This is a genomic window from Streptococcus porcinus (assembly GCF_900475415.1).
Taxonomy (GTDB): Bacteria; Bacillota; Bacilli; order Lactobacillales; family Streptococcaceae; genus Streptococcus; species Streptococcus porcinus.
Window position 1 is genome coordinate 446,938 of record NZ_LS483388.1, and the last position, 21,309, is coordinate 468,246.

A 21,309-nucleotide genomic window follows, 5' to 3' on the forward strand; every position below is an offset into this window, starting at 1 on the left:
AGTTTAATTGAATAAACGAAAGGGGATAGTATAGGTTTAGACTAGGCTTATTTCATCGAAAATCAACTCCGTGGACAGAACATAAAAGGAGATTATGAATAATAAGCTAGGAAAGTACAGGTAACATGTTAATAAAGAAAAGTCTCCAAAGTCAGATAAGGTTTTGGAGACTTTTCATATATCTCGTAATTAGGTATTTACAAATTGCCACATGAGAGTTAACAGTGGGTTGTTAATATGAACCCATATGGATTGCCGTTTCTATTTGGGTTAATGATAGAGTGAGTTTTTCTTTAAACTTACTTTATAAAAGTATTAAAATAATGATATACTATTATACATAAAACTATAAAATTCTGAACAGGTGAGAACTTATGACATTTAAGAAAGAAGCTTTTTCATTTTATTTTAGATTCTTTTGGTCGTTAATGAAATTTCAAATAACAACAAAAGGTATATTGTTTTTAGCGGTTTTTCCGCTATCTAAAGAGATTTTGCAACTATTACTTAAATCAAGTGGAAAATCGAGTCTCTCAAGTGGAGATTTTGTGTCAACTTTTTTTAGTTTACAAGGAGCAGGAATTTTTATTTTAGCCCTGATACTTTTAGTTATTTTGGTTGCCTTTGATATTAATGCCTTTATTATTATTAGTGCCTTGGCACGGAAGGGAAGCCCTGATATTCCGCTATTACGAATGCTTGCCATTAGTTTTAAATCAATAAAAAATTTTTTAAAACCTCAAGGGCTGTTAATTTTGATTTATGTGGCTGTTATTATCCCGCTAATAGGTATAGGAATTACCATTTCCCCTATGAGCAATTTTACAATTCCTAATTTTATTACAGATGTTATTTACGGTACTCCGATCTATTTAGTAGCCTACTGTGGATTTCTTTTGATATTTACTTTTATTACTTTAAAATATTTTTTCTTTTTTCATTATTGTCTATTAGAGGGAGAATCTATTAAAGATTCTCTGCAAAAAGCGTCACACTTAATGAAAGGACATTGGAAATCCTTTATAAAAGACTTTTTTTTAAAAATTGGACTTAGATATGCAGTTTTTTCCTTTCTTTATTATTTAATTGTTTTAAGCATTATTTTAATTTTAGACAAATTTAAAATTGGACCAGGCTTGGCTATGTTTGTTTTATTGAACATTGCTGAGATTTTCACAATTTTAGGATTATTGGCAGTACCGATTATTATCTATTCAGTTACTGATCTCTTTTACAGATATAACGTAAGGGATGGCTATTCTTTAAAGAATAGGATTTATAAGATAGAAGAATATGAAAGAGAAGCTCAGAAAACAAAAAAGAAGAAAAAGACAAAAGCAAGACTATTCCTAGTTCTTGTAGGAATCCTTCTTATAAATTCTTCAATCAGTACTGCCTATGGACTTTTTTTCAATAAATTTGCAAAGGGAGAAAATAAAATAGCTCTCGTTGCTCATAGAGGTGGTGGAAACTTAGGTGCTGAAAATACAATAGCTGGTATGCAAAAAGCTATAAAGGCGGGTGCTTCTTGGACTGAAATAGATGTTCAAAGGACCAAAGATGGCTATTATGTTATTAATCATGACTCAACATTTAAGAGACTTACAGGAATAGATAAGAGTTCAGATGAGATGACTTTAAAGGAAATAAAATCGCTTAGGGTAAAGGATCTTTTTGATAAAGAAAGACCAGCTCAGCCAGTAGCTACACTTGAGGAATTCATTAAAGCAGGGCAAGGGAAGATAGGCTTTTATATTGAACTAAAAGGGGATACTGCGAATAAAAAAATGGCAGATGATGTAGTAAAGCTTATTAAGGACAAAAAGTTGGAAAACAGCACAGCTTTATTATCCCTAGATTTAAATCTTATAAAATATATAGAAAGTAAATATCCTGAAATAACTACTGGCTACCTCTATTATTTTTCTCTGGGTGAGATTAGTGAGATACAAGCTGATATTCTTATTATGGAAGAGAGAGAAGCGACAACGCTTAATATTCTAAAAGCTCATGAAGCAGGTAAAAAAGTGGTTGTATGGACAATAAATAGCTCTGATTCAGTAAATCAATTTGTGAAAAGTGATGTCGATGCCATTATTACCGACTTTGTTTTAGATGTGAAGAATGGAATGAAGGAAAGAGATGCTAGAAGCGATCTCCAAATTGTAGTAGACGATATTTTAAGCTGATGTGTCAAATTAGGTAGATGGGGTAATAGCTAGATTTTAGATTGAAGGTATTTCATATATACGAATTTCTATCGTACAGTTTTTATTATCATAAAAGTTATTTTTTAGAATAAAACAGGAATATATATGGGATTTAACAATTATAATGTCAATAAGAGTTATTAACTATTCAAGCCCACATTAGACAATAAAAAGAGAAATTCTTTTCAGGATTTCTCTTTTTTGCTCTATTAGCACGGATATAAAATAAGTGGTCTCAAAAAGATTTATTTTTCAATGTGAAGACTTAGAAGCATCTGATTTTTCAATTAATCAAAATGTGAAGATGTATCTTATTCAGGTATTGTTTTGATTCTAGTCGCCATTTTATAAGTTTTAAAAATCATATTAAGAAGTGCCTGATATTACGTGGTAAAGAAGAAAATAAATAGATTATCTTTTAGAATACCGAAACTGTTTTAACAGTTTTTAATTGTGTCAAAATAACAAAATAATATATAATAATAAAAAATTTTTTTGGAGGATACTATGACAAAAAAGTCTAAAATTATATTCGGTATTATAGTTTCTATTATTAGTATCATTGTAGTTACTATTTTTTCTTTGGAAAGTATTTTTGGAACAAAAGCCTATTTTTATGGTCGTGCTAGTAAAGAAAATACTATAAACAAATTGTTTAGTGAAGATGGTAGAAGTAAGGGGCCTTATAAATTAGAGAAATTAAAGGCAAAAACTGGAGATATTGTTAAAGTAACCTTTACAGATGCCGGAGGAGTCATCTTAGATGAGCAAATGGTTTCTTCAGAAGAAGTTCCAAAGAGTGTAAAAAAAGTTGTTGTTAATGACTAAAAAGCGGTCCTTGTTTTGCACAAAAAGAGTCTTCATATGAAGCCCTAAAACTTGAACAAAGCGATGAAACAAATGGGAATTGACCTAAGTAAATTAGATAGGCTTACAAAGCAGAAATATCAATTCCGTGGCAAGTTAATAAAAAAGAAAATCAACAGTTATTAAAAATGTTGAAAGGTAAAAATAATTAATAAAAACACGTCGGAAGAAAAATTCAGAACAAAAAAATAAGAAACCCTAATTTAATAAGGTTTCGTTAATATAATTTATGCCACCACCGAGAATCGAACTCGGAACGAAGCATTACCATTGCTTTATTATACCATTTAACTATAGCGGCTACTCTATCTATGATACTATAAAATGAGTTTTGGTGCAAGACTATTTTTTTGAGAAAAACTTTTTTAATAGCTCAGCTTGGAATTGAATTTCACTATTTAGGCTTTAGTAATCTATTTTTGAAATGCGGTAACAAAGAATTGCGACTTCAATTGTTCTCATTTATTAACTGTGATAAAGTAAATAAAGCTGTTCTTTGACTTTGGGTTACGATCAAGAAGGGAACGAAGCAGATAATGTCAGGATATAAAGTTTAAAAGCTACTCATGACATCGTGCGGTTTAAATATCGTTTCCTTTAACTTTTATGAATATCCATCTTTCTAGCACCGTGTTTCGGAAATTAAGCCAAGACTCATTAAGGAGTATGTTATGTCTGTTATCTTTAGTCCTACTGGACAAGCTATGCCTGAAAAAACTATCCCCCTCTCTCTATCAGCTTTTGAAAAAATTGAAGGGACAAGAGTCTATTGGTTAGGAAATGCATCAATTATGATTAATAGCCGCGGTACCATCCTGATGATTGATCCGGTCTTAGATAGTTTTGATATGCCCTTGCTAATCGATATGCCTATTGACTCAAAAATTATTCCAAAAATTGACGGTCTCTTAATTTCTCATATTGATAATGATCACCTCAGTTTTGAAACTTTGGAGAATTGCAAAGCAGTTACCAAATCTTACCATGCTCCAGCACATGTAGCAGATATTATGATAGCGCAAGGCTTTGCAACGAATGAATATGCCGTCGGCGATCGTTTTACGATAAATGATATTACAATTACCACAACCCCAACGAGACACAACTGGCAAAATAGCATCTCAAAGTATCGATACCGTGAATGGAAAGAAGAAGAATATCTCGGTTTTTGGTTTGATACCGTTGATGGGAGTATTTGGCTGCCTAGTGATAGTAAACTGATGTCGGAACATCTGGAGATGTCTCCAGCGGATTTGATTCTTTTTGATTTTAGTGATAACGAGTGGCATATCACTTATGATGGAGCTATTAAAGAAGCTAATGCTTATCCAAAAGCTGACTTACTGACCATTCATTGGGGATCTGTTGACGCTCCCACATGGAATACTTTTAATGGAAATCCTGAGCAGCTTCGCAAAGATATAGTTAATCCTAATCGCGTCCACGCTTTGAACATAGGCGAGGGTATAGATCTAGTTAGAAAATAAAAAAGCAAACTCTCAATGTGATTTGCTAAATTTATGATCGTTCACCCTTAAGCTCCTGAGGCATTCGTTGAAATTCTCTTCTGAGGAAATAGAAGGCTGAGAGAAAAGCAATTAAATCAGAGATTGGACCAGCATACATAACACCTTCGACGCCCATGTAATGGGGGAGAATAATAAGAAGAGGTAATAGGAAAATAACTTGTTTCATTAGTGATAGAAAGGCACCTATTCTTGCTTTCCCTATAGCTTGGAAGAAAGTTGTAGAGGCAATCTGAATGCCGTTTATAAAAACAAAGAAAAGAAAAACACGAACATATTTTATTCCAAATTGGAAATAAAGCTTGGAACCTGTTCCGAAGATTTCAAGGAAAGGTTTAGTAAAGATTTCAAAACTTAAAAAAGCAATAATAGAAATTATGGTGGCAGTTTTAAGAAGTAATTTAGTTGTTTCTTTTACTCGGTTTAAGTTTTTAGCTCCGTAATTATAACCGATGATGGGTTGTGCCCCTTGAACGAGTCCGATAATGATCGCAATAAATAAGGAGTTGATTTTCATGACGATTCCTGCTACTGCAATAACGATATCACTACCATAAATAGAATCAGCTCCAAATTTACGAAGCATATTATTGGTAACAATCTGGATAAGTAAAGTAGAGAATTGAAAAATAAATGAGGAAGAACCAACAGATAAAATAGCTTTGACAATCTCACTATTAATTTTAAAATCATTTGTTACAAGTTTAACTGACTTAAATTTACGGAAATAGAGCGCCATATAGATGGCTGATAAGATTTGACTGATTAAAGTAGCTATAGCAGCACCTTTTATCCCCCAACCAAAATAAAAGATAAAGATAGGAACTAAAATAGTATTTAAGACTGCTCCAAAAATAATAGCCATCATAGAATAATTAGGGCTACCATCTGCTCTAACTAAGGGATTGACGCTCATAGTAAATAATAAAAAGGGAATGCCAAAGGCCGAGATGGAGGTATAGTCTTGAGCATAGGCCATTGTGGCCTCCGTAGCACCAAAAATCAGCAGTAAGGGTTTAAGAAAAAGAATGACAAAAATACCAATCAATAGTCCCATAAGGAGCGACAAGGAAATAGCATTGCCGACAACTTTACTGGCTTGATCAACTTTTCCCCGACCTAAAGAGAGATTAAAATTTGAGGCACCTCCAAGCCCAAAGGTTAAACCAAAAGCTAAGCAGATGATTGTTAATGGGAATGCCACACTTGTCGCAGCATTACCAAGATAACCAACGCTGTGCCCAATGAAAATTTGGTCAACAATATTGTAAAGGGAATTGACTAAATTAGCTAAAATAGCCGGCATTGCCATGGTGAAAAGAAGTTTAGGAATAGGTTTTGATTGAAAATGACTGGCTTGCATGAATTCCTCCTTTTATTTCAGAATATCGTCACTGTTAAGTAATTTTAAGAGCAGTTGGCGTAAGGTGTTTTTTTCATTATCTGTGAGCTTTTTGGTAAAACTGGCTTCAATTTGGTCACTAGTTTTTAGAATAAAGTCTCGTGCATTTTTTGTTTTCTCAGTTAGTCTAATAATTTTAGAACGCTTATCATCGGGGTGTGCTTGGCGATAAATCAATTCTTTTTTCTCTAGATTTTGTAGAATTCCTGTTACAGTCGGATTTGATATACAGAAATAAGCTTCAATATCTATTTGTCGCACACTAGCTTCAGGTTTTAATGTAACATACTTTAGTATTTTGAATTGACTAGGAGTTAACCCATGCGGGGCTAAGATATGTCCGGCAGCTTTATCAAAGGTTTGACTGCTTTTTTTGATTAAAATACCAATGTGATCGTTTTCCATAATGATCCTTTCATAGCTTCCTATGTAATATATCTCATTATAACATAGCTTCCTATCTTTTTTGTCAAAAGACTCTAAAAATTTTTAGAGTCTTATTTTGGGTAATGAAGACGAGTCTTTTTAAAATGTTAAGCTTAGATATGGGAGAATGGTACTCACTCCCTACTTATGATATAATTGGCTTATCACTTTAGGAAGTAGTAAGGTTATATGTCTTTCGAAAAAGAATTTATCAAAGATTTTGAAGCGTGGGTTCAAACACAAATTCAGGTTAATCAAGTAGCAATGACTACCAGCCAGCAAGTTGCCCAAGAAGATGGTGATGAACGTGCTAGAGATGCCTTTATTAGGTATGAAAGTAAATTGGATGCTTATCAGTTTCTCTTAGGAAAATTTGCCAACTATCATAATGGCAAGGGCTTTCATGATATGCCAGATGATTTATTTGGCAAACGAAATTACTAGTACTTTAATAGTTTTACTGATTGAAAATGAATATCTAGGATTGCCTTATAGAAGCTAATCTGTTAGAATAATTGTAATCAGAGTCCAGATGAGTTTATCTGTTACAGAAAGCGGTGTTGTTGAGAAATCCGTACAGATGTCAAATGGTGTTGCTGAGGCTAAACCTTATGAATAACAAAGTTGCAAATGTCTCAGGATATTTGAATTTGGGTGGTACCGCGGATATATCAATTCGTCCCTGTCTAGTATTGCTAGATGGGGTTTTTTGTATAGGAGGGAAATGATGCTTAAACCTTCTTATACTAGTTTTACAGTTTCTGTTTTTTTGGCTGACTCCAATGTCACTATCCTACTATCGACCAAAGTCATCAAAGAATATACCTAGAAAGTTAGAGGTTGTTAATGATAAAAATACTAGGAGAGCTTGAAAATAACCAACTGCCAGCTATAGAGACGAAAAGGTTAATTCTTCGGGGTCGTCACCTGTCAGATGCGGAAGATATCTTTGCTTTTGCAAAGTTGGCAGAGGTCTCATATCCTGCTGGATTTCCCCCCGTCGCAACTATTGAAGACGAAATTCACTATCTGGGCACCATTTACCCAGAAAATCTAAAAAAAGAAAAACTCCCCTCAGGGTATTGTATCACGCTCAAGGGTCAAGATAAGGTCATTGGCTCTGTCGATTTTAATCACCGCCATGAGGACGATGTTTTTGAGATAGGTTATCTCTTACACCCAGACTTTTGGGGACAGGGAATCGTCCCTGAAGCAGCAGAAGCTCTTTTAGAATATGGTTTCACAAAATTACAGTTGCACAAAATTGAATTGGCCTGCTACAGCTATAACAAACAAAGTCAGGCTGTAGCTGACAAACTAGGTTTTACCCTAGAAGCAAGAGTACGCGATAGAAAAGACGCTCAGAATCACCGTTGCGATGATTTGCGCTATGGCCTGTTGAAGAGTGAGTGGGAGGCGAAGTACCTATGAATTTAGTCTTAATAGGAGCGCAAGCTTCTGGCAAAATGACTATCGGCCAAGAAGTTGCTAAACTGACTGAGCTGACCTTGTTTCATAATCATGAAACCATAGACTTTGTCCTTAAGTTTATGCCTTGGTCTACAGATGCTACGGACTTGATTACTAAGATTCGTCTTGACTTTTTTGAGACTTTTGCCAAAATAGGGCGGTCAATGATTTTTACCATCGTCATTGATTTTGGAGACTCAACTGAGGTTGCCTTCTTAGAGACTCTTCAAAATATTTTTGAAGCAGAAAATCAGGAAGTTCTCTTTGTAGAATTAGAAACTTCCTTGGAAGAACGGCTTGTCCGTAATAAAACGGAAAATCGCCTGAGGCATAAACCCTTTAAAAGAGATATTGCCTGGTCAGAAAATGATATCCTCAGCACTATGGACTATGTCACTTTTAACAGTAAAGAAGCACCAGAAAAGCTTCGCTATTACTACAAAATCAATAATACCCAAAAAAGTGCCCAAGAAGTTGCGGCAGAAATAGTGGAAGTTATGAAGAAAATAGAATATTAAGAAAGATTTTTCTTATTTCTATAATAGCTCATCAGAAAATATCAAATATCTCTTATGAATTAAGAAAGGACAATTATGTCAAAAGAACTATCACCAAAATACAACCCAACCGAAGTTGAAGCAGGTCGCTACGACAAGTGGTTGGAAGAAGATGTTTTCAAGCCATCAGGCGATAAAACAGCTAAACCTTATTCAATCGTTATCCCACCACCAAACGTAACCGGTAAACTTCACCTTGGTCATGCTTGGGACACAACCCTTCAAGATATTATTATCCGTCAAAAACGGATGCAAGGCTTTGATACCCTTTGGTTACCTGGAATGGACCACGCGGGGATTGCGACGCAAGCAAAAGTTGAAGAACGTCTGCGTGAACAAGGCATCACCCGTTATGACCTTGGTCGTGAAAAATTCCTAGACAAGGTTTGGGAATGGAAAGACGAATATGCAGCTACCATTAAAGAACAATGGGGTAAGATGGGGATTTCCGTGGATTATTCACGCGAACGTTTCACCCTTGACGAAGGCCTCTCTAAAGCGGTACGCAAGGTTTTCGTTGACTTATACAAAAAGGGATGGATTTACCGTGGTGAGTTCATCATCAACTGGGATCCGGCTGCCCGCACAGCTTTGTCCGACATCGAAGTTATCCATAAAGACGTGGAAGGTGCCTTTTACCATATGACTTATATGTTGGAAGATGGCTCGCGCGGCTTACAAGTGGCAACTACTCGACCAGAAACCATGTTCGGAGACGTGGCTGTTGCCGTTAACCCGGAAGATCCTCGTTATAAAGATTTGATCGGTAAAAATGTTGTTTTACCAATCGTGAATAAACTGATTCCAATCGTCGGTGACGAACATGCCGACCCTGAATTTGGAACAGGTGTTGTTAAAATTACACCTGCCCATGACCCTAATGACTTCTTAGTTGGTCAACGCCATAACTTACCACAAGTAAATGTTATGAATGACGACGGGACAATGAACGAGTTAGCTGGCGAATTTGCTGGTATGGACCGTTTTGAAGCTCGTAAAGCAACCGTTGCTAAATTAGAAGAACTCGGTGCCCTTGTTAACATCGAAAAACGTGTTCACTCAGTCGGTCACTCAGAACGTTCTGGTGCAGTGGTTGAGCCTCGTTTATCAACCCAATGGTTTGTTAAAATGGATGAACTGGCTAAACAAGCCATGGATAACCAAGGCACAGACAACCGTGTTGATTTCTACCCACCACGCTTCAATGATACTTTCATGAGCTGGATGGAAAATGTCCATGACTGGGTTATCTCACGCCAATTATGGTGGGGACATCAAATCCCAGCTTGGTACAATGCCGAAGGCGACATATACGTTGGCGAAGAAGCACCAGAAGGTGATGGCTGGAAACAGGACGAAGATGTCCTTGACACTTGGTTCTCATCAGCCCTATGGCCATTTTCAACCATGGGTTGGCCTGACACAGATGCCGAAGACTTCAAACGTTACTTCCCAACATCTACACTGGTGACAGGTTACGATATCATCTTTTTCTGGGTATCACGGATGATTTTCCAATCCCTTGAATTCACTAATGAGCGCCCATTCCAAAATGTTTTGATTCATGGACTCATTCGTGATGAAGAAGGCCGCAAAATGTCTAAATCATTGGGTAACGGTATTGACCCAATGGATGTTGTTGAAAAATATGGTGCAGATAGCTTACGTTGGTTCCTATCAAACGGCTCTGCCCCAGGCCAAGACGTTCGTTTCTCTTACGAAAAAATGGATGCCTCATGGAACTTCATTAACAAAATCTGGAACATTTCCCGTTACATCCTCATGAACAATGAAGGATTAACAATTGAAGAAGCAGAAAACAATGTGGCTAAAGTAGCAGCCTCAGAAGCAGGAAATGTGACAGACCAATGGATTCTTCACAACCTCAATGAGACTATTGTCAAAGTTACCGAAAACTTTGACAAGTTCGAGTTCGGTGTTGCCGGCCACATCTTGTACAACTTCATTTGGGAAGAATTCGCCAACTGGTATGTTGAGCTAACTAAGGAAGTGCTTTATTCTGACAATGAAGACGAAAAAGTCATGACCCGCTCAGTCCTTCTTTACACCTTGGACAAAATCTTGCGCCTGCTCCACCCAATCATGCCTTTCGTGACCGAAGAAATCTTCGCTCAATATGCCCAAGGCTCAATCGTTACAGCAGCTTACCCAGTCGCTAACGGTGCTTTTGAGAATGCGGTAGCCCACCGCGGGGTTGAGAGCTTGAAAGACCTGATCCGTGCTGTCCGCAATGCGCGTGCAGAGGTGAACGTTGCACCAAGCAAGGCCATCACTATCTTGATTAAAACGTCAGACAAAGAGCTAGAGGACTTTTTCAAAGCCAACGAAAACTACATCCGACGTTTTACAAACCCTGAAAAATTATACATCTCAGCTGACCTCCAAGCCCCAGACATGGCCATGACCAGCATCATCACAGGCGCAGAAATCTACCTGCCACTAGCAGACCTGCTCAACGTGGACGAAGAGTTAGCCCGCCTAGACAAAGAATTGGCCAAATGGCAAAAAGAACTAGACATGGTCGGCAAAAAACTCAGCAACGAACGCTTCGTTGCCAACGCCAAACCAGAAGTCGTAGCCAAAGAGCGCGAAAAAGAGGCCGACTATCAGGCTAAATTTGATGCGACTCAGGAGAGAATTGTAGAAATGAATAAACTTGTTAAATAGTTAAAATCATTCACTACTATCAGTACTGTCTGCATCGGACTGCCTGGTCTCAACTCTGGGTGGAATGTTAGAACAATTATAGTTCTGACATCTATTTATCGATGTGATAAAAAAAAGGAGTCCTGTCGCTAGACCATCAGTCTAAGCGATAGGGCTCTTTGTCGTATTGAAGTGATTTTAACGGATTTAACTTAGTAATCTTTTGATAAAAATGAGCCAGACTTTCACTACTATCAGTACTGCCTGCATCGGACTGCCTGGTCTCAACTCTGGGTGGAATGTTAGAACAATTATAGTTCTGACATCTATTTGTCGATGTGATAATAAAAAAAGAGCCCTGTCGCTAGACCATCAGTCTAAGCGACAGGGTTTTTAGTCGTATTGAAGTGATTTTGATAAATTTTAAGAAAGTAAATTTGATACAGCTTACAAATTTGTTAAAATAGAAATTAGTATTATTGATTTAAAGTATGTAATTTATAAATCCTAAAACCTTAAATTGTTTATCTTTATAAATTTTTTATTGTTTAGGGGTAGAGATATTTTATTAAAATTGGATTTATTAGATAAAAAAGCAAATTAATGTTTTATTTGACTATTTGTATTTTATAAATAAAAATTTTTGTGGGGTAAATATGGATATTAAAGAGATTATGAATATTTCTAACATTATTAATGGAGTTATAGCAAGTATAGTGGCGGCTGGAGTTATTTCTCCTGTAATTTGGCTTTGGAAAAAAATTAGCGGAAAGGTAATAATTAATAGAATTGATGTTAGAAATGTTCCTAAAACTTTTCAAGGTAATGCTTTACCAGTTTTAAATGATTTAAAGAAATTAAAGAACTATGTTGAGAATGAAATAATAATTAACAACAATAAAGATAATGTATTAATAAGTGACTTAGTTATTGAAGTTATTAAAGTCAGTAAATATTTTTATGAGGATATTTTGATTCAAAGAGGATTTAACATGCCTAAACAAATTGTCGATTTTGTTGTGTTTAATAATGGAAATATAACAAGTAAATCCCGATGTATAAGTGCAAGAGTTTACTATATAAATAAAAAAGATGATGAAGTTCAAACTATTGAAACTCTTTCATTAAACCAAGAAGCTTTAAAAAAAGGGGAGATAAGAATAATATTTTCAAAAAATTTAAGTGATCCAAGATTATTAAATTATTTTTCCAATAATCTACCTGATTACAAACAGTCAATCAAATTAGATTTAATAGATGATATAGAAGATAAAGTTCTGTCAACTATTGAGATACCATACCTTTCCTCTAATAAAATGTTTGTTCTGAATTTGGGTGGTAGTGCACCAGTAGACCGAACTTTAATTCCAATAGTTGAGTTATATCAACCATATAATCAATTAAATTTTTCCTTTAGAATAAATCAAGTACTAAGTGATGGAATTAATCAAATTAGATTTAATATATTAGTGGATGCTCCGTGCCAAATTAAATATTCCGTAAAATTAATAGATAATAAATCAAAAATCGTTTCAAAATACGTTGTGGATACTTTAAATATCCGATTTCCAAACTATCATTTAACCTCACAGTATAATGACGACATGTTTATTTTTTTATCTACTAATGAAATTTCTGAGAGTAATTATGATGACGTGTATTTAAGATCTCCAAATTTGATTAATAGTCCTTCAAAAATTAAGGAAGCATATAATCTTTAGGTTAGATTTAAATAATTGTATTTTTTGATTATTACTTATGAAATAATTGAGATTGGCTTTTATTAATATAGATTTTTTGAACTTCTATTTGAATTGATTTTATTGATTTTTGATAAATAAGTTTAATTTTTACCTGTAGTCAATACTCATGTGTAGATTAAATTGATTTTCTATTTTTAATTGCATGAACGTGCAATTAATAGGCAAAAATCACAGTTATTTGCACAATCATGCAAATAATCTTACGGTGTGATATAATGTTTTTGAGGTGAATCGAATGAAATATATTCAAAGACCAAGCTATCAAGCCTTTTTAAATAGGCATCGTGAGAAACAAGTAATTAAAGTTGTTAGTGGTGTTAGGCGAGCAGGTAAATCGGTACTTTTTCAGCTTTATAAAGAGGAGCTCTTGGCTTCTGGTGTAAAACCAGAACAAATTATTGCAATTAATTTTGAAGATCTAGCCTATTTTGATTTACGTGATTTTAAAGTACTCAATGATTATATTGTGGATCGATTATCAGAAGATGAAATGAATTACGTCTTTCTTGATGAAGTTCAACATGTCGACCAGTTTGAGTTGGTGGCTGATAGTCTTTTTATTAAAGAAAATGTAGATCTTTATTTAACGGGCTCAAATGCCTATTTTATGTCCAGTCAATTAACGACAAACTTGACGGGTCGTTATGTGCAGTTAGAAGTTTTGCCTTTATCATTTAGTGAGTATGTTGCTGGTATGGAGCTCCAAGGAAATCAATTGAGTAAAACAGAACTATTTAATACTTACTTATTTAGTGCTTTCCCTTACCTCTTACAGACAGAAACTTATCAGGAAAGAATTGACTATCTACAAGGGATATATAATTCAATCCTCTTACATGATATTGTTCCAAGAATAGGCAGTCCAAGTCCAGTTTTGATTGAAAGAATTGTCCGGACACTATTAAGCAGTATTGGTAGTCAAGTTTCAACCAATAAAATCAGAAACACCCTTATCAGTCAGCAAACGCAAATTTCTCATCATGCATTGGATAACTATTTGGACACCTTAACAGACAGTCTGCTTTTTTATGTCGTACCACGCTTTGATGTTAAAGGTCGGTCATTATTACAAAGACTAGAAAAATATTATCCCGTCGATTTAGGATTTAGAAATTTATTATTACCTGATCACCAAGAAGATTTAGGGCATATGATTGAATCGATTGTATTTCTAGAATTAAAGAGACGTTACCATAAAGTTTATGTGGGCAATATTGATAAATACGAAGTCGATTTCGTTGCTGTAACTGACCTTGGGGCATATGCCTATTATCAAGTTAGTCTCAACACCTTGGACCCAGTAACCTTGGAAAGAGAATTGAGACCATTACAAGCTATTAATGATCAGTATCCAAAATACCTGCTGACATTAGACAAGATTCAAAACCAAGCCAATTTTGAAGGCATTGAGAAAGTAAATCTTATTGATTGGCTATTGGGAAATATGAAACCATAACTAGTCATGCCATCTATGTGATGGCTTTTTCTGTCTAAGGAAAAATTATTTGCACAATCATACAAATAATAGGTAACAATCACAGTTATTTGCACAAACATGCAAATAATATATGAAGGTGAATTAAAAATTCTGTCAATAATCTCATTTCTTAAGATGATTTGTAATTCATTAACATGGGTCACAATGGGACAACTAATTATCCTTTTAAGACTGTAAACGCTTTATTTACTCTAATATTCTATGATATAATTAGAATTATTAAGAAATTCTATGGATATTGAGGGATAGCAGTGAAAGTCTTGATTACATCACCTCGGGCACCGGTCACCATTGACTGGGTAAGGCTAGCGCTTAGGTCAAATCATGAGGTACATTTAACAGATAGTTTAGAATCGCCCTTGGCCTTTTTTACTTATGAGCAAGGACTAAGACCTATTTATCATAAAATTGCTGGTCCTCGTTATGACTTTAAAGCCTATGCCAAAGCCATGACTGCCTTAATTGAACAAATGGATTTAGTTATTCCCACCTGTGAAGATATCTTTTATCTGGAACAGGTGCCCTTATCTGAAAGCAACCGAGCTAAATGCTTGATGCCTGATAAAGACTTAATTTTTCAATTACATCATAAATATGCTATTTACCAAATCATTATGAACCCAGTTGGCATAGTTTATCCCAAAACTAAATTATTAGAATCCTGGACAGATTTGGATCAAACTCAACTATCCTCAACCATTCTCAAACCCGTCTTTTCCCGTTTTGGAAAGGAGGTCATAAGAGATATTAATAATGAATCTTATGAAATTAAGCCAATCTCTTCCAGCTATCCATGGGTGCAGCAAGAGAAAATCAATGGTCAAAATCTCTGCTCCTATGCCATCTGTCATCATGGCGAAGTAGTAGCTCAAGTTGTCTACCAAGCACAATACTGCTTGAATGGTTCGGCATCTTCATATTTTGAAGCCTATGACGAGCCTAGAATAAATGCCTTTGTTTGCGATTTTGTCGCTCGAACAAATTACCATGGACAAATTGCTTTTGATTTTATCGACAATGGGCAGGACATCTACCTTCTAGAGTGTAACCCTCGAGCAACCAGTGGCCTTCATCTCCTTTCGGAAGGATTAAGAATAGAAGAAGCAGGAATCCGCTATACTGAAACAGGGGAATTACCCGTTAAAAGCATGGGAAAAGGACTGTATTTCCTCTTTGGCTTGCAAGCACTAGGGCAAGGGAAAATAGCAGAGCTGATGAGAGACAAAAAACGTTCAGAGAGTATATTAAAAGGTGTACCAATGCACCACCTCATAGCTGCGCTGGCAGAATTCACTAAAATCGCCGCAGTGAAAAAAATCAGCCTGACCCAGGCCAGCACAGATGATATCCAATACGATGGAGAGGCAGGACAAAAAGATGTCACACTTTAGCCGCAGCCTCCAGGCATTGAGCCAGAAATATGGTAGTCAAGCCCTTATTAGGAACCTGACAATTCCAATCGAGCTATTAGAGATTGAGACGATGGCAAAATCAGAAAATGAGACGGAAGAGACAACAGTTTCAGAAAATGAGACGGTCGAACTAACAAGTCCAGTCAATGAGCATTCAAGTCTTACAAATTCTGTAGATAAAAATGTTGATCTTACAAGTTCAGAAAATGGTAACGACGCCCTAAAAATTACAGAAAATGGCAAAATAGGTATTACAAATTCAGAAGATGAAAACAGTTTGATGGCAAATTATGACACTAAAGATCCATACCTTGCAAGTTCAGACAATAAGAATTCACAACTAATAAAGTCTGACAATAAGAACTCGTTCGTTAGCAATTCTGAAAATCTAACAACCAATCAGAACAGTGATTCAAATCACAAACCATCAACTAAATCCTCTATCAAACTCCCTTGCTCCGTCAATCACCAAGCTCAGGACAATACCTGGACTGTTTCACTCAAAAGTATGATAGTAGGGGCAGGTTATGATGAATTGTCAAAATTAAAAGGAATTTCTAAAGTTGTCACTAAATTATTAATTATAGTTCTGGAACACTTTATTGACTTCTTTAAAATGGATGACATTGTTGGGTTGGACAATGCTTGTTTGACAACCAGTCTTTTGTCTAAAGAATTTTTGGATTTGGATCCGACTGACTTGTTTGCTAAGGCTAAACAGGCTTATCCCAATTCAGCTTTGATGATACGCTCGCTCAATAAAGCACATCATGACTCCTATATAGAAAAATTAGAGAAAAACACAAGAGCTCATCTTTTAGTCAATCGCCAAATTTATCTGATTGACCAACCGGAGCAGGCTCTCAAAAAACGAGATAGTAAACGCGATTTGAAACTATTGGAAGATGGTTGTTATAAATTCAGAAAATTAGACGATGATTCTTCGCTTGATAGCTTTCCTAACTCCTTACCTAATGTCTCGCCTAATTTCTCGCCAAATTCCATACCTGATTCTTCACCTGATTCTTCATCAGTTGGCACCACCCCAACCACTTTCTCCGACTTTCAATCAGTCATTTCCCTCTACAATCAGCTCTATTTAGACAAATACTCAGCTTCTAATGTTCAGTTCACAGCGCTTTTCTTGCAAGAACTGGTTAGAGAGGGGGCCATAACTATCTTTCTAATGGAAAATCAGACCGGTCAGGCTTGTGGCTGTCTTGGTCTGATTGAGGAAGAGGGGATTCTTACTGCACCTCTCTTGGGTTACAGGACGGAGCTTGCACAATCAGAGGGGCTCTACCGTCGTTTGTCTATCTTCATTACCCAATATTGTCTGGAAAAGGGCTTTAAGCAGAACTTGTCTGCGGGGGCACCTGATTTTAAAAAGAACCGTGGGGCTAAACCCACTTTGGAATATACGGCTGTTTATGTGGATCATCTGCCTTGGTATCGGCGGGCGGCCTGGCAGCTTTTGGCTTGGACCTGTCAGCATTATTACGGTCCCATGCTTGTCAAAAAAGGATTATAAATGATGAAAGATTTAGTTTTGATTACCGGGGCGACCGGGTTTTTGGGCTCTTATTTGATTGATGAGTGCCTCAAGCGTAATTATCAGGTTCTGGCCATGGGTCGAAATGTGGCTAAAGGTCAAGCCTTGGAGCGTGAAAACGTGACCTTCATTGAGGGAGACATCACCAAGGTGGTCGATTTGGAGAAGGTTTTTGCCTATCCAATTACGAAAATTATCCACGCCGCGGCGCTTTCCACGGTTTGGGGAGAATGGGATGCCTTCTACAGGAGTAATGTGCTGGGAACTAAGAATATTTTGCATTATGCCCAGAAGAAGCAGGTGTCGCGCTTGGTTTATGTGTCTTCGCCCAGCATTTATGCCTCTGCCAAGGATCAGCTTAGGGTGACGGAGGATGCTGCGCCTAAGCAGAATGAGCTTAACAACTATATCAAGAGTAAGCTCATGTCCGAGCAACTCTTCAAGGACTATCCTAATTTGCCTTATGTGATTATCAGACCTCGTGGCATTTTTGGGGTGGGTGATTCCAGCATCATTCCACGCTTATTGGAAATCAATAAAACCATTGGTATTCCGCTTTTAAATGGTGGGCAGAACCAGATTGATTTGACCTGTGCGGAAAATGTGGCCTATGCGATTGGCTTGATGCTGGAAAATCCACTGGCAATTCATCAGGTTTACAATATTACGAATGACCAACCCATGGTCTTTAAAGACTTGGTCAGCTATTTCTTTAAGCAATTGGGTCAGCCTGTTCATTTTCGCAAGATACCGGCGCAGCCGGTCTACGGTGCGGCAGCCTTTTTGGAGTGGCTCTATAAGGGCTTAAAGCTCAAGGGGGAGCCACGGATGACCCTTTATACTTATTATTTGGTCCGTTATAGTCAGACCCTTTCGGTGGAAAAGGCTAAGGGAGAATTAGGTTATGCACCAATCATGACCCTTGAGGAAGGAATTGACAATTATGTCAAAAATCAAAAGTCTTAAGTATTTTGAATGTGGCTACTGTGTTAATCAGGAGAGCATGATTTTTAAAGGGGTGCCCAAAAAAGAAGTGCTCTTTCCGGCGGGTGTTTTTCTGATTAATCATGAGGACTTAGGCTATATTCTTTATGATACCGGCTACGCTGTCGATGTCGCTTCAAGTAAAAAACTCAAATATCTCTTATATCGTCTCCCTAATCCCATTCATCTGAAAAGGGAAGATTGTATTGATAGACAATTAGAAAAGCTAGATATTAAAGTCAGTCACATTAATCATATCATTATTTCACACCTGCACCCTGATCATATTGGATGCTTGAAACTTTTTCCAAATGCTGACTTCTATCTGAGTCGAAAGGCTTATCAATGCTACTTAAAACCTAAGTTTCGCGAACTGATTTTTCAGGAATACTTTCCAGAAGATTTTGATAAACGTCTGCAAGTCTTAGATTTTCCGACAGATTCTAGTCTCTTGCCAGGGCAAAAGTGCTTAGATTTTCTTATGGATGCTTCCATCATGGCTTATTCTCTGGATGGTCATGCAAAAGGGCAACTCTGTTTGCATTTACCGGAGAAAAAGCTCTTTTTAGCAGCCGATACAGTTTGGCGGACCGATATGTTGGATAAGATTGACCGCATGCGAACCATTCCCAGACTGATTCAGTCCGATTTCAAGGCCTATCAAAACAGTATTGAACTTCTAAAAGACATTCAAAAACAAGGCATTGAAGTCTTGGTCAGCCATGAGGACCCTCAAAATATTCGGAGGATTTTGCATGAATAGTCTCTTATTTTTAAAAACTTTTATCAAAGCCCGCTGGTTTGCGCCCAAAACGGAAGGAGCCCTTTTGTTAAGGCAGGAGAAGCTCTGGCAAGAACAAATCGCTTTTATGCAAAAGGAATCTCCTTATTTTAGGGAGCATGGTTTGTCTGAAGCTTTTCTCATGGACAAGGCCTTCATGATGGAAAATTTTGATCAACTGAACACCGTTGGTATGACCAAGGACAAGGCTTTTGCTTTAGCACTGCAAGAAGAAGAGAGTCGTCAATTCACTCAGCACGAGGCTGGTCTTGCTGTCGGGCTTTCCTCTGGCACCTCGGGTAATAGAGGCATCTTTCTGACCCAGGAAAAAGAACGGGTGATTTGGGCCGCAACGATCTTAGCCAAGGTATTGCCCCAAGGAAAACTCTTCCCCCACAAAATCGCCTTTTTCCTTAGAGCCGACAACAAACTCTATCAAACGGTTGATTCGCCTCTGCTTTCTTTGGCCTATTTTGACATGGAAAGAGACTTGAGTACACATATCCAGCGACTCAATGATCTGCAGCCTAGTATCTTGGTTGCACCCGCATCAGTCTTACTGCAACTAGCCCATCTGCAAAGCAAGAATCAACTCAGCATCGCACCGCATAAGGTGATATCGGTGGCAGAAATTCTGGAGGATGGCGACCGCAAGGTTATTCAATCAGCCTTCAAACAAGAGGTCATCCACCAGATTTATCAAGCTACCGAGGGCTTTCTTGGCTATACCTGCCCTCAGGGGACCTTACACCTCAATGAGGACGTCTTGATTATCGGTCAAGAATGGCTGGATGATAAACGCTTTTACCCCATTATTACTGACCTTTTGCGCAAGAGTCAGCCAATAATCAATTACCGGCTCAATGACATCTTGCAAATCAAAGAAGAGGCCTGTCCCTGTGGCAGTCCCCTGATGGCTATTGAGAAAATTGAAGGTCGCTCAGATGACCTCTTCTTCGGAGAAAAAAGGGACGGCAGTGTCGCCCTAATCTATCCTGATTTTATCAGAAGGTGTTTTCTGCAATCAGGCTTCGAAGGGGACTACCAAGTCCGTCAGCTAAGCCTAGACCAGCTGGACCTTGGTCTTTCCCATTTTGACAAAAAAGAAGATTTGGAGAAGGCCTTCCAGTCCCTGGCTGCGCTGCAAGAATTCAAGCCCTTTACGCTTCAATTTTCAGCTTACAGCAAGCCTCATAAGCAAAAATTACGCCGCATCATCCAAGCCATGCCTAAAGAGAAAGTGAACGAATGTTATGAGAAAAGTATCGATTAAAGGTTACGGGACTGCCCTACCAGCAGACAGCATCACCTTCGGTGACCAACGCCGTTTCCGTGTGGCCAATAGCAAGGAGCAGTTGCCCCTAGCCGTTGAAGCCTGCCAAAAAGCCTTAGCCAATGCCAAACTCTTGATATCTGATATTGATTGTATTGTCTCAGCTAGCGCTGTCGGCATTCAGCCTATTCCCTGCACCGCAGCTTTGATTCACGAACAAATTGCCCTGGGCACAGATATCCCAGCATTGGATATTAATTCTACCTGCACCAGCTTTATCACCGCCCTGGATACCATCTCCTACTTGATTGAAGCAGGGCGCTACCAGCGCGTGCTGATTGTCTCCAGTGAAGTTGGCTCCCAAGGGCTGAACCCAGACCAAATAGAGTCTTATGAGCTCTTTGGAGATGGCGCGGCAGCTTTCATCATCGAAAAAAGCCAAGAAGACAAAGGCATCATCGATGCTATCCAAGCCACCTGGTCCGAAGGGGCACATGACACGGAAATCCGAGGCGGATTGACCAGCCTCCCACCCCAATATTTCGTGGCTGAAAAAGCCAGCGACTACCAATTTGACATGAAAGGACGCCGCATCCTGTCCCTATCAGCCAAGAAAATCCCGGCCCTAATGACCAAACTGCTGACCAAAAACCAGATGACCACAGCCGACATCGACTTCGCCATCCCCCACCAAGCCAGCAAGGCCCTACCACTCATCATAAAAAAAATGGGACTGCGCCAAGACCAATACCTCGACATCGTCAAAGACTACGGCAACATGGTTTCCGTCTCAGTCCCCTTCGCCCTAGCCTACGCCCTAGACAATCAAATGATCCACCCCGGCCAAACCATCGCCCTCATGGGCACCGCAGCAGGATTGACAGCTAATATAATGTTGCTGAAGGTGTAGGGGGATAGGAT

General features: G+C 37.7%; 17 protein-coding genes and 1 tRNA gene. 15 read left to right on the forward strand and 3 right to left on the reverse strand.

The genetic code is table 11. From position 1 onward, the window contains the following. Positions 1-374 precede the first annotated feature (374 nt). Positions 375-2,189, forward strand: a complete 1,815-nt coding sequence (locus tag DQM45_RS02320; protein WP_003084995.1) for a glycerophosphodiester phosphodiesterase family protein — start codon at positions 375-377, stop codon at positions 2,187-2,189. A gap of 528 nt (positions 2,190-2,717) precedes the next feature. Further along, on the forward strand, positions 2,718-3,038 hold the full coding sequence (locus DQM45_RS02325) for a hypothetical protein (protein WP_003085576.1): 321 nt from the start codon (positions 2,718-2,720) through the stop codon (positions 3,036-3,038). Between the two features lie 269 nt (positions 3,039-3,307). Here DQM45_RS02325 and DQM45_RS02330 read toward each other — a convergent pair. Beyond that, positions 3,308-3,378, reverse strand: a tRNA-Thr gene (locus DQM45_RS02330). Positions 3,379-3,748: 370 nt separating this feature from the next. Between DQM45_RS02330 and DQM45_RS02335 the strand changes: the two genes are divergently transcribed. Then, positions 3,749-4,564, forward strand: coding sequence for an MBL fold metallo-hydrolase (locus DQM45_RS02335; protein WP_003084606.1), 816 nt, complete (start codon positions 3,749-3,751; stop codon positions 4,562-4,564). A 31-nt stretch (positions 4,565-4,595) separates the two neighbouring features. Here DQM45_RS02335 and DQM45_RS02340 read toward each other — a convergent pair whose 3' ends face one another. Together DQM45_RS02340 and DQM45_RS02345 are read right to left on the reverse strand one after the other, a co-directional pair. Beyond that, a complete protein-coding gene (locus DQM45_RS02340) occupies positions 4,596-5,966 on the reverse strand; it encodes an MATE family efflux transporter (RefSeq protein ID WP_003082941.1) in 1,371 nt (456 codons plus the stop codon). 12 nt (positions 5,967-5,978) lie between these two features. After that, positions 5,979-6,410, reverse strand: coding sequence for a MarR family winged helix-turn-helix transcriptional regulator (locus DQM45_RS02345; RefSeq protein ID WP_003084603.1), 432 nt, complete (start codon positions 6,408-6,410; stop codon positions 5,979-5,981). Positions 6,411-6,620: 210 nt separating this feature from the next. On the opposite strand from DQM45_RS02345, the gene DQM45_RS02350 reads away from it, so the two are divergent. From DQM45_RS02350 to DQM45_RS02405, 12 genes are all read left to right on the forward strand, one after another. Continuing rightward, positions 6,621-6,875 (forward strand): DUF1912 family protein, encoded by a 255-nt coding sequence (locus DQM45_RS02350; RefSeq protein WP_003084298.1) that lies wholly within the window; start codon positions 6,621-6,623, stop codon positions 6,873-6,875. Positions 6,876-7,277: 402 nt separating this feature from the next. Continuing rightward, on the forward strand, positions 7,278-7,862 hold the full coding sequence (locus tag DQM45_RS02355) for a GNAT family N-acetyltransferase (RefSeq protein WP_003083765.1): 585 nt from the start codon (positions 7,278-7,280) through the stop codon (positions 7,860-7,862). Then, on the forward strand, positions 7,859-8,419 hold the full coding sequence (locus DQM45_RS02360; protein WP_003083166.1) for a hypothetical protein: 561 nt from the start codon (positions 7,859-7,861) through the stop codon (positions 8,417-8,419). Before DQM45_RS02355 ends, DQM45_RS02360 begins: the two co-directional genes overlap by 4 nt. Before the next feature lie 75 nt (positions 8,420-8,494). Then, positions 8,495-11,146: a valine--tRNA ligase gene (locus tag DQM45_RS02365; RefSeq protein WP_003085117.1), complete on the forward strand. Its 2,652-nt coding sequence runs from the start codon at positions 8,495-8,497 to the stop codon at positions 11,144-11,146. A gap of 635 nt (positions 11,147-11,781) precedes the next feature. Continuing rightward, complete coding sequence (locus tag DQM45_RS02370) at positions 11,782-12,846, forward strand: hypothetical protein (RefSeq protein WP_003083404.1); 1,065 nt, start codon at positions 11,782-11,784, stop codon at positions 12,844-12,846. A 277-nt stretch (positions 12,847-13,123) separates the two neighbouring features. After that, entirely contained in the window at positions 13,124-14,344 is a 1,221-nt protein-coding gene (locus DQM45_RS02375; RefSeq protein ID WP_003085405.1) for an ATP-binding protein, read from the forward strand. A 293-nt stretch (positions 14,345-14,637) separates the two neighbouring features. Then, positions 14,638-15,777 carry an ATP-grasp domain-containing protein gene (locus tag DQM45_RS02380; RefSeq protein ID WP_003083606.1) on the forward strand — a complete coding sequence of 380 codons (1,140 nt, stop codon included), beginning with the start codon at positions 14,638-14,640 and terminating at the stop codon, positions 15,775-15,777. Beyond that, a complete protein-coding gene (locus tag DQM45_RS02385) occupies positions 15,764-17,329 on the forward strand; it encodes a hypothetical protein (protein ID WP_003085500.1) in 1,566 nt (521 codons plus the stop codon). The genes DQM45_RS02380 and DQM45_RS02385 overlap by 14 nt, the downstream gene beginning before the upstream one ends. Continuing rightward, positions 17,330-18,316, forward strand: a complete 987-nt coding sequence (locus DQM45_RS02390; RefSeq protein WP_003085829.1) for an NAD-dependent epimerase/dehydratase family protein — start codon at positions 17,330-17,332, stop codon at positions 18,314-18,316. Beyond that, positions 18,294-19,097, forward strand: coding sequence for an MBL fold metallo-hydrolase (locus tag DQM45_RS02395; RefSeq protein WP_081461247.1), 804 nt, complete (start codon positions 18,294-18,296; stop codon positions 19,095-19,097). Before DQM45_RS02390 ends, DQM45_RS02395 begins: the two co-directional genes overlap by 23 nt. Further along, entirely contained in the window at positions 19,090-20,388 is a 1,299-nt protein-coding gene (locus DQM45_RS02400) for a F390 synthetase-related protein (RefSeq protein ID WP_003084346.1), read from the forward strand. The genes DQM45_RS02395 and DQM45_RS02400 overlap by 8 nt, the downstream gene beginning before the upstream one ends. Then, a complete protein-coding gene (locus tag DQM45_RS02405) occupies positions 20,369-21,298 on the forward strand; it encodes a 3-oxoacyl-[acyl-carrier-protein] synthase III C-terminal domain-containing protein (protein WP_003082830.1) in 930 nt (309 codons plus the stop codon). Before DQM45_RS02400 ends, DQM45_RS02405 begins: the two co-directional genes overlap by 20 nt. Positions 21,299-21,309 lie beyond the last annotated feature (11 nt).

Excerpts from the sequence above, each read along its gene's own strand:
- DQM45_RS02390 (WP_003085829.1), top strand. The coding sequence starts at position 17,330 with ATGATGAAAGATTTAGTTTTGATTACCGGGGCGACCGGGTTTTTGGGC.
- DQM45_RS02400 (WP_003084346.1), top strand. The coding sequence starts at position 19,090 with ATGAATAGTCTCTTATTTTTAAAAACTTTTATCAAAGCCCGCTGGTTT.
- DQM45_RS02370 (WP_003083404.1), top strand. The coding sequence starts at position 11,782 with ATGGATATTAAAGAGATTATGAATATTTCTAACATTATTAATGGAGTT.
- DQM45_RS02405 (WP_003082830.1), top strand. The coding sequence starts at position 20,369 with ATGAGAAAAGTATCGATTAAAGGTTACGGGACTGCCCTACCAGCAGAC.
- DQM45_RS02375 (WP_003085405.1), top strand. The coding sequence starts at position 13,124 with ATGAAATATATTCAAAGACCAAGCTATCAAGCCTTTTTAAATAGGCAT.
- DQM45_RS02360 (WP_003083166.1), top strand. The coding sequence starts at position 7,859 with ATGAATTTAGTCTTAATAGGAGCGCAAGCTTCTGGCAAAATGACTATC.
- DQM45_RS02340 (WP_003082941.1), bottom strand. The coding sequence starts at position 5,966 with ATGCAAGCCAGTCATTTTCAATCAAAACCTATTCCTAAACTTCTTTTC.
- DQM45_RS02345 (WP_003084603.1), bottom strand. The coding sequence starts at position 6,410 with ATGGAAAACGATCACATTGGTATTTTAATCAAAAAAAGCAGTCAAACC.
- DQM45_RS02335 (WP_003084606.1), top strand. The coding sequence starts at position 3,749 with ATGTCTGTTATCTTTAGTCCTACTGGACAAGCTATGCCTGAAAAAACT.
- DQM45_RS02395 (WP_081461247.1), top strand. The coding sequence starts at position 18,294 with ATGTCAAAAATCAAAAGTCTTAAGTATTTTGAATGTGGCTACTGTGTT.
- DQM45_RS02365 (WP_003085117.1), top strand. The coding sequence starts at position 8,495 with ATGTCAAAAGAACTATCACCAAAATACAACCCAACCGAAGTTGAAGCA.
- DQM45_RS02325 (WP_003085576.1), top strand. The coding sequence starts at position 2,718 with ATGACAAAAAAGTCTAAAATTATATTCGGTATTATAGTTTCTATTATT.
- DQM45_RS02385 (WP_003085500.1), top strand. The coding sequence starts at position 15,764 with ATGTCACACTTTAGCCGCAGCCTCCAGGCATTGAGCCAGAAATATGGT.
- DQM45_RS02320 (WP_003084995.1), top strand. The coding sequence starts at position 375 with ATGACATTTAAGAAAGAAGCTTTTTCATTTTATTTTAGATTCTTTTGG.
- DQM45_RS02355 (WP_003083765.1), top strand. The coding sequence starts at position 7,278 with ATGATAAAAATACTAGGAGAGCTTGAAAATAACCAACTGCCAGCTATA.
- DQM45_RS02350 (WP_003084298.1), top strand. The coding sequence starts at position 6,621 with ATGTCTTTCGAAAAAGAATTTATCAAAGATTTTGAAGCGTGGGTTCAA.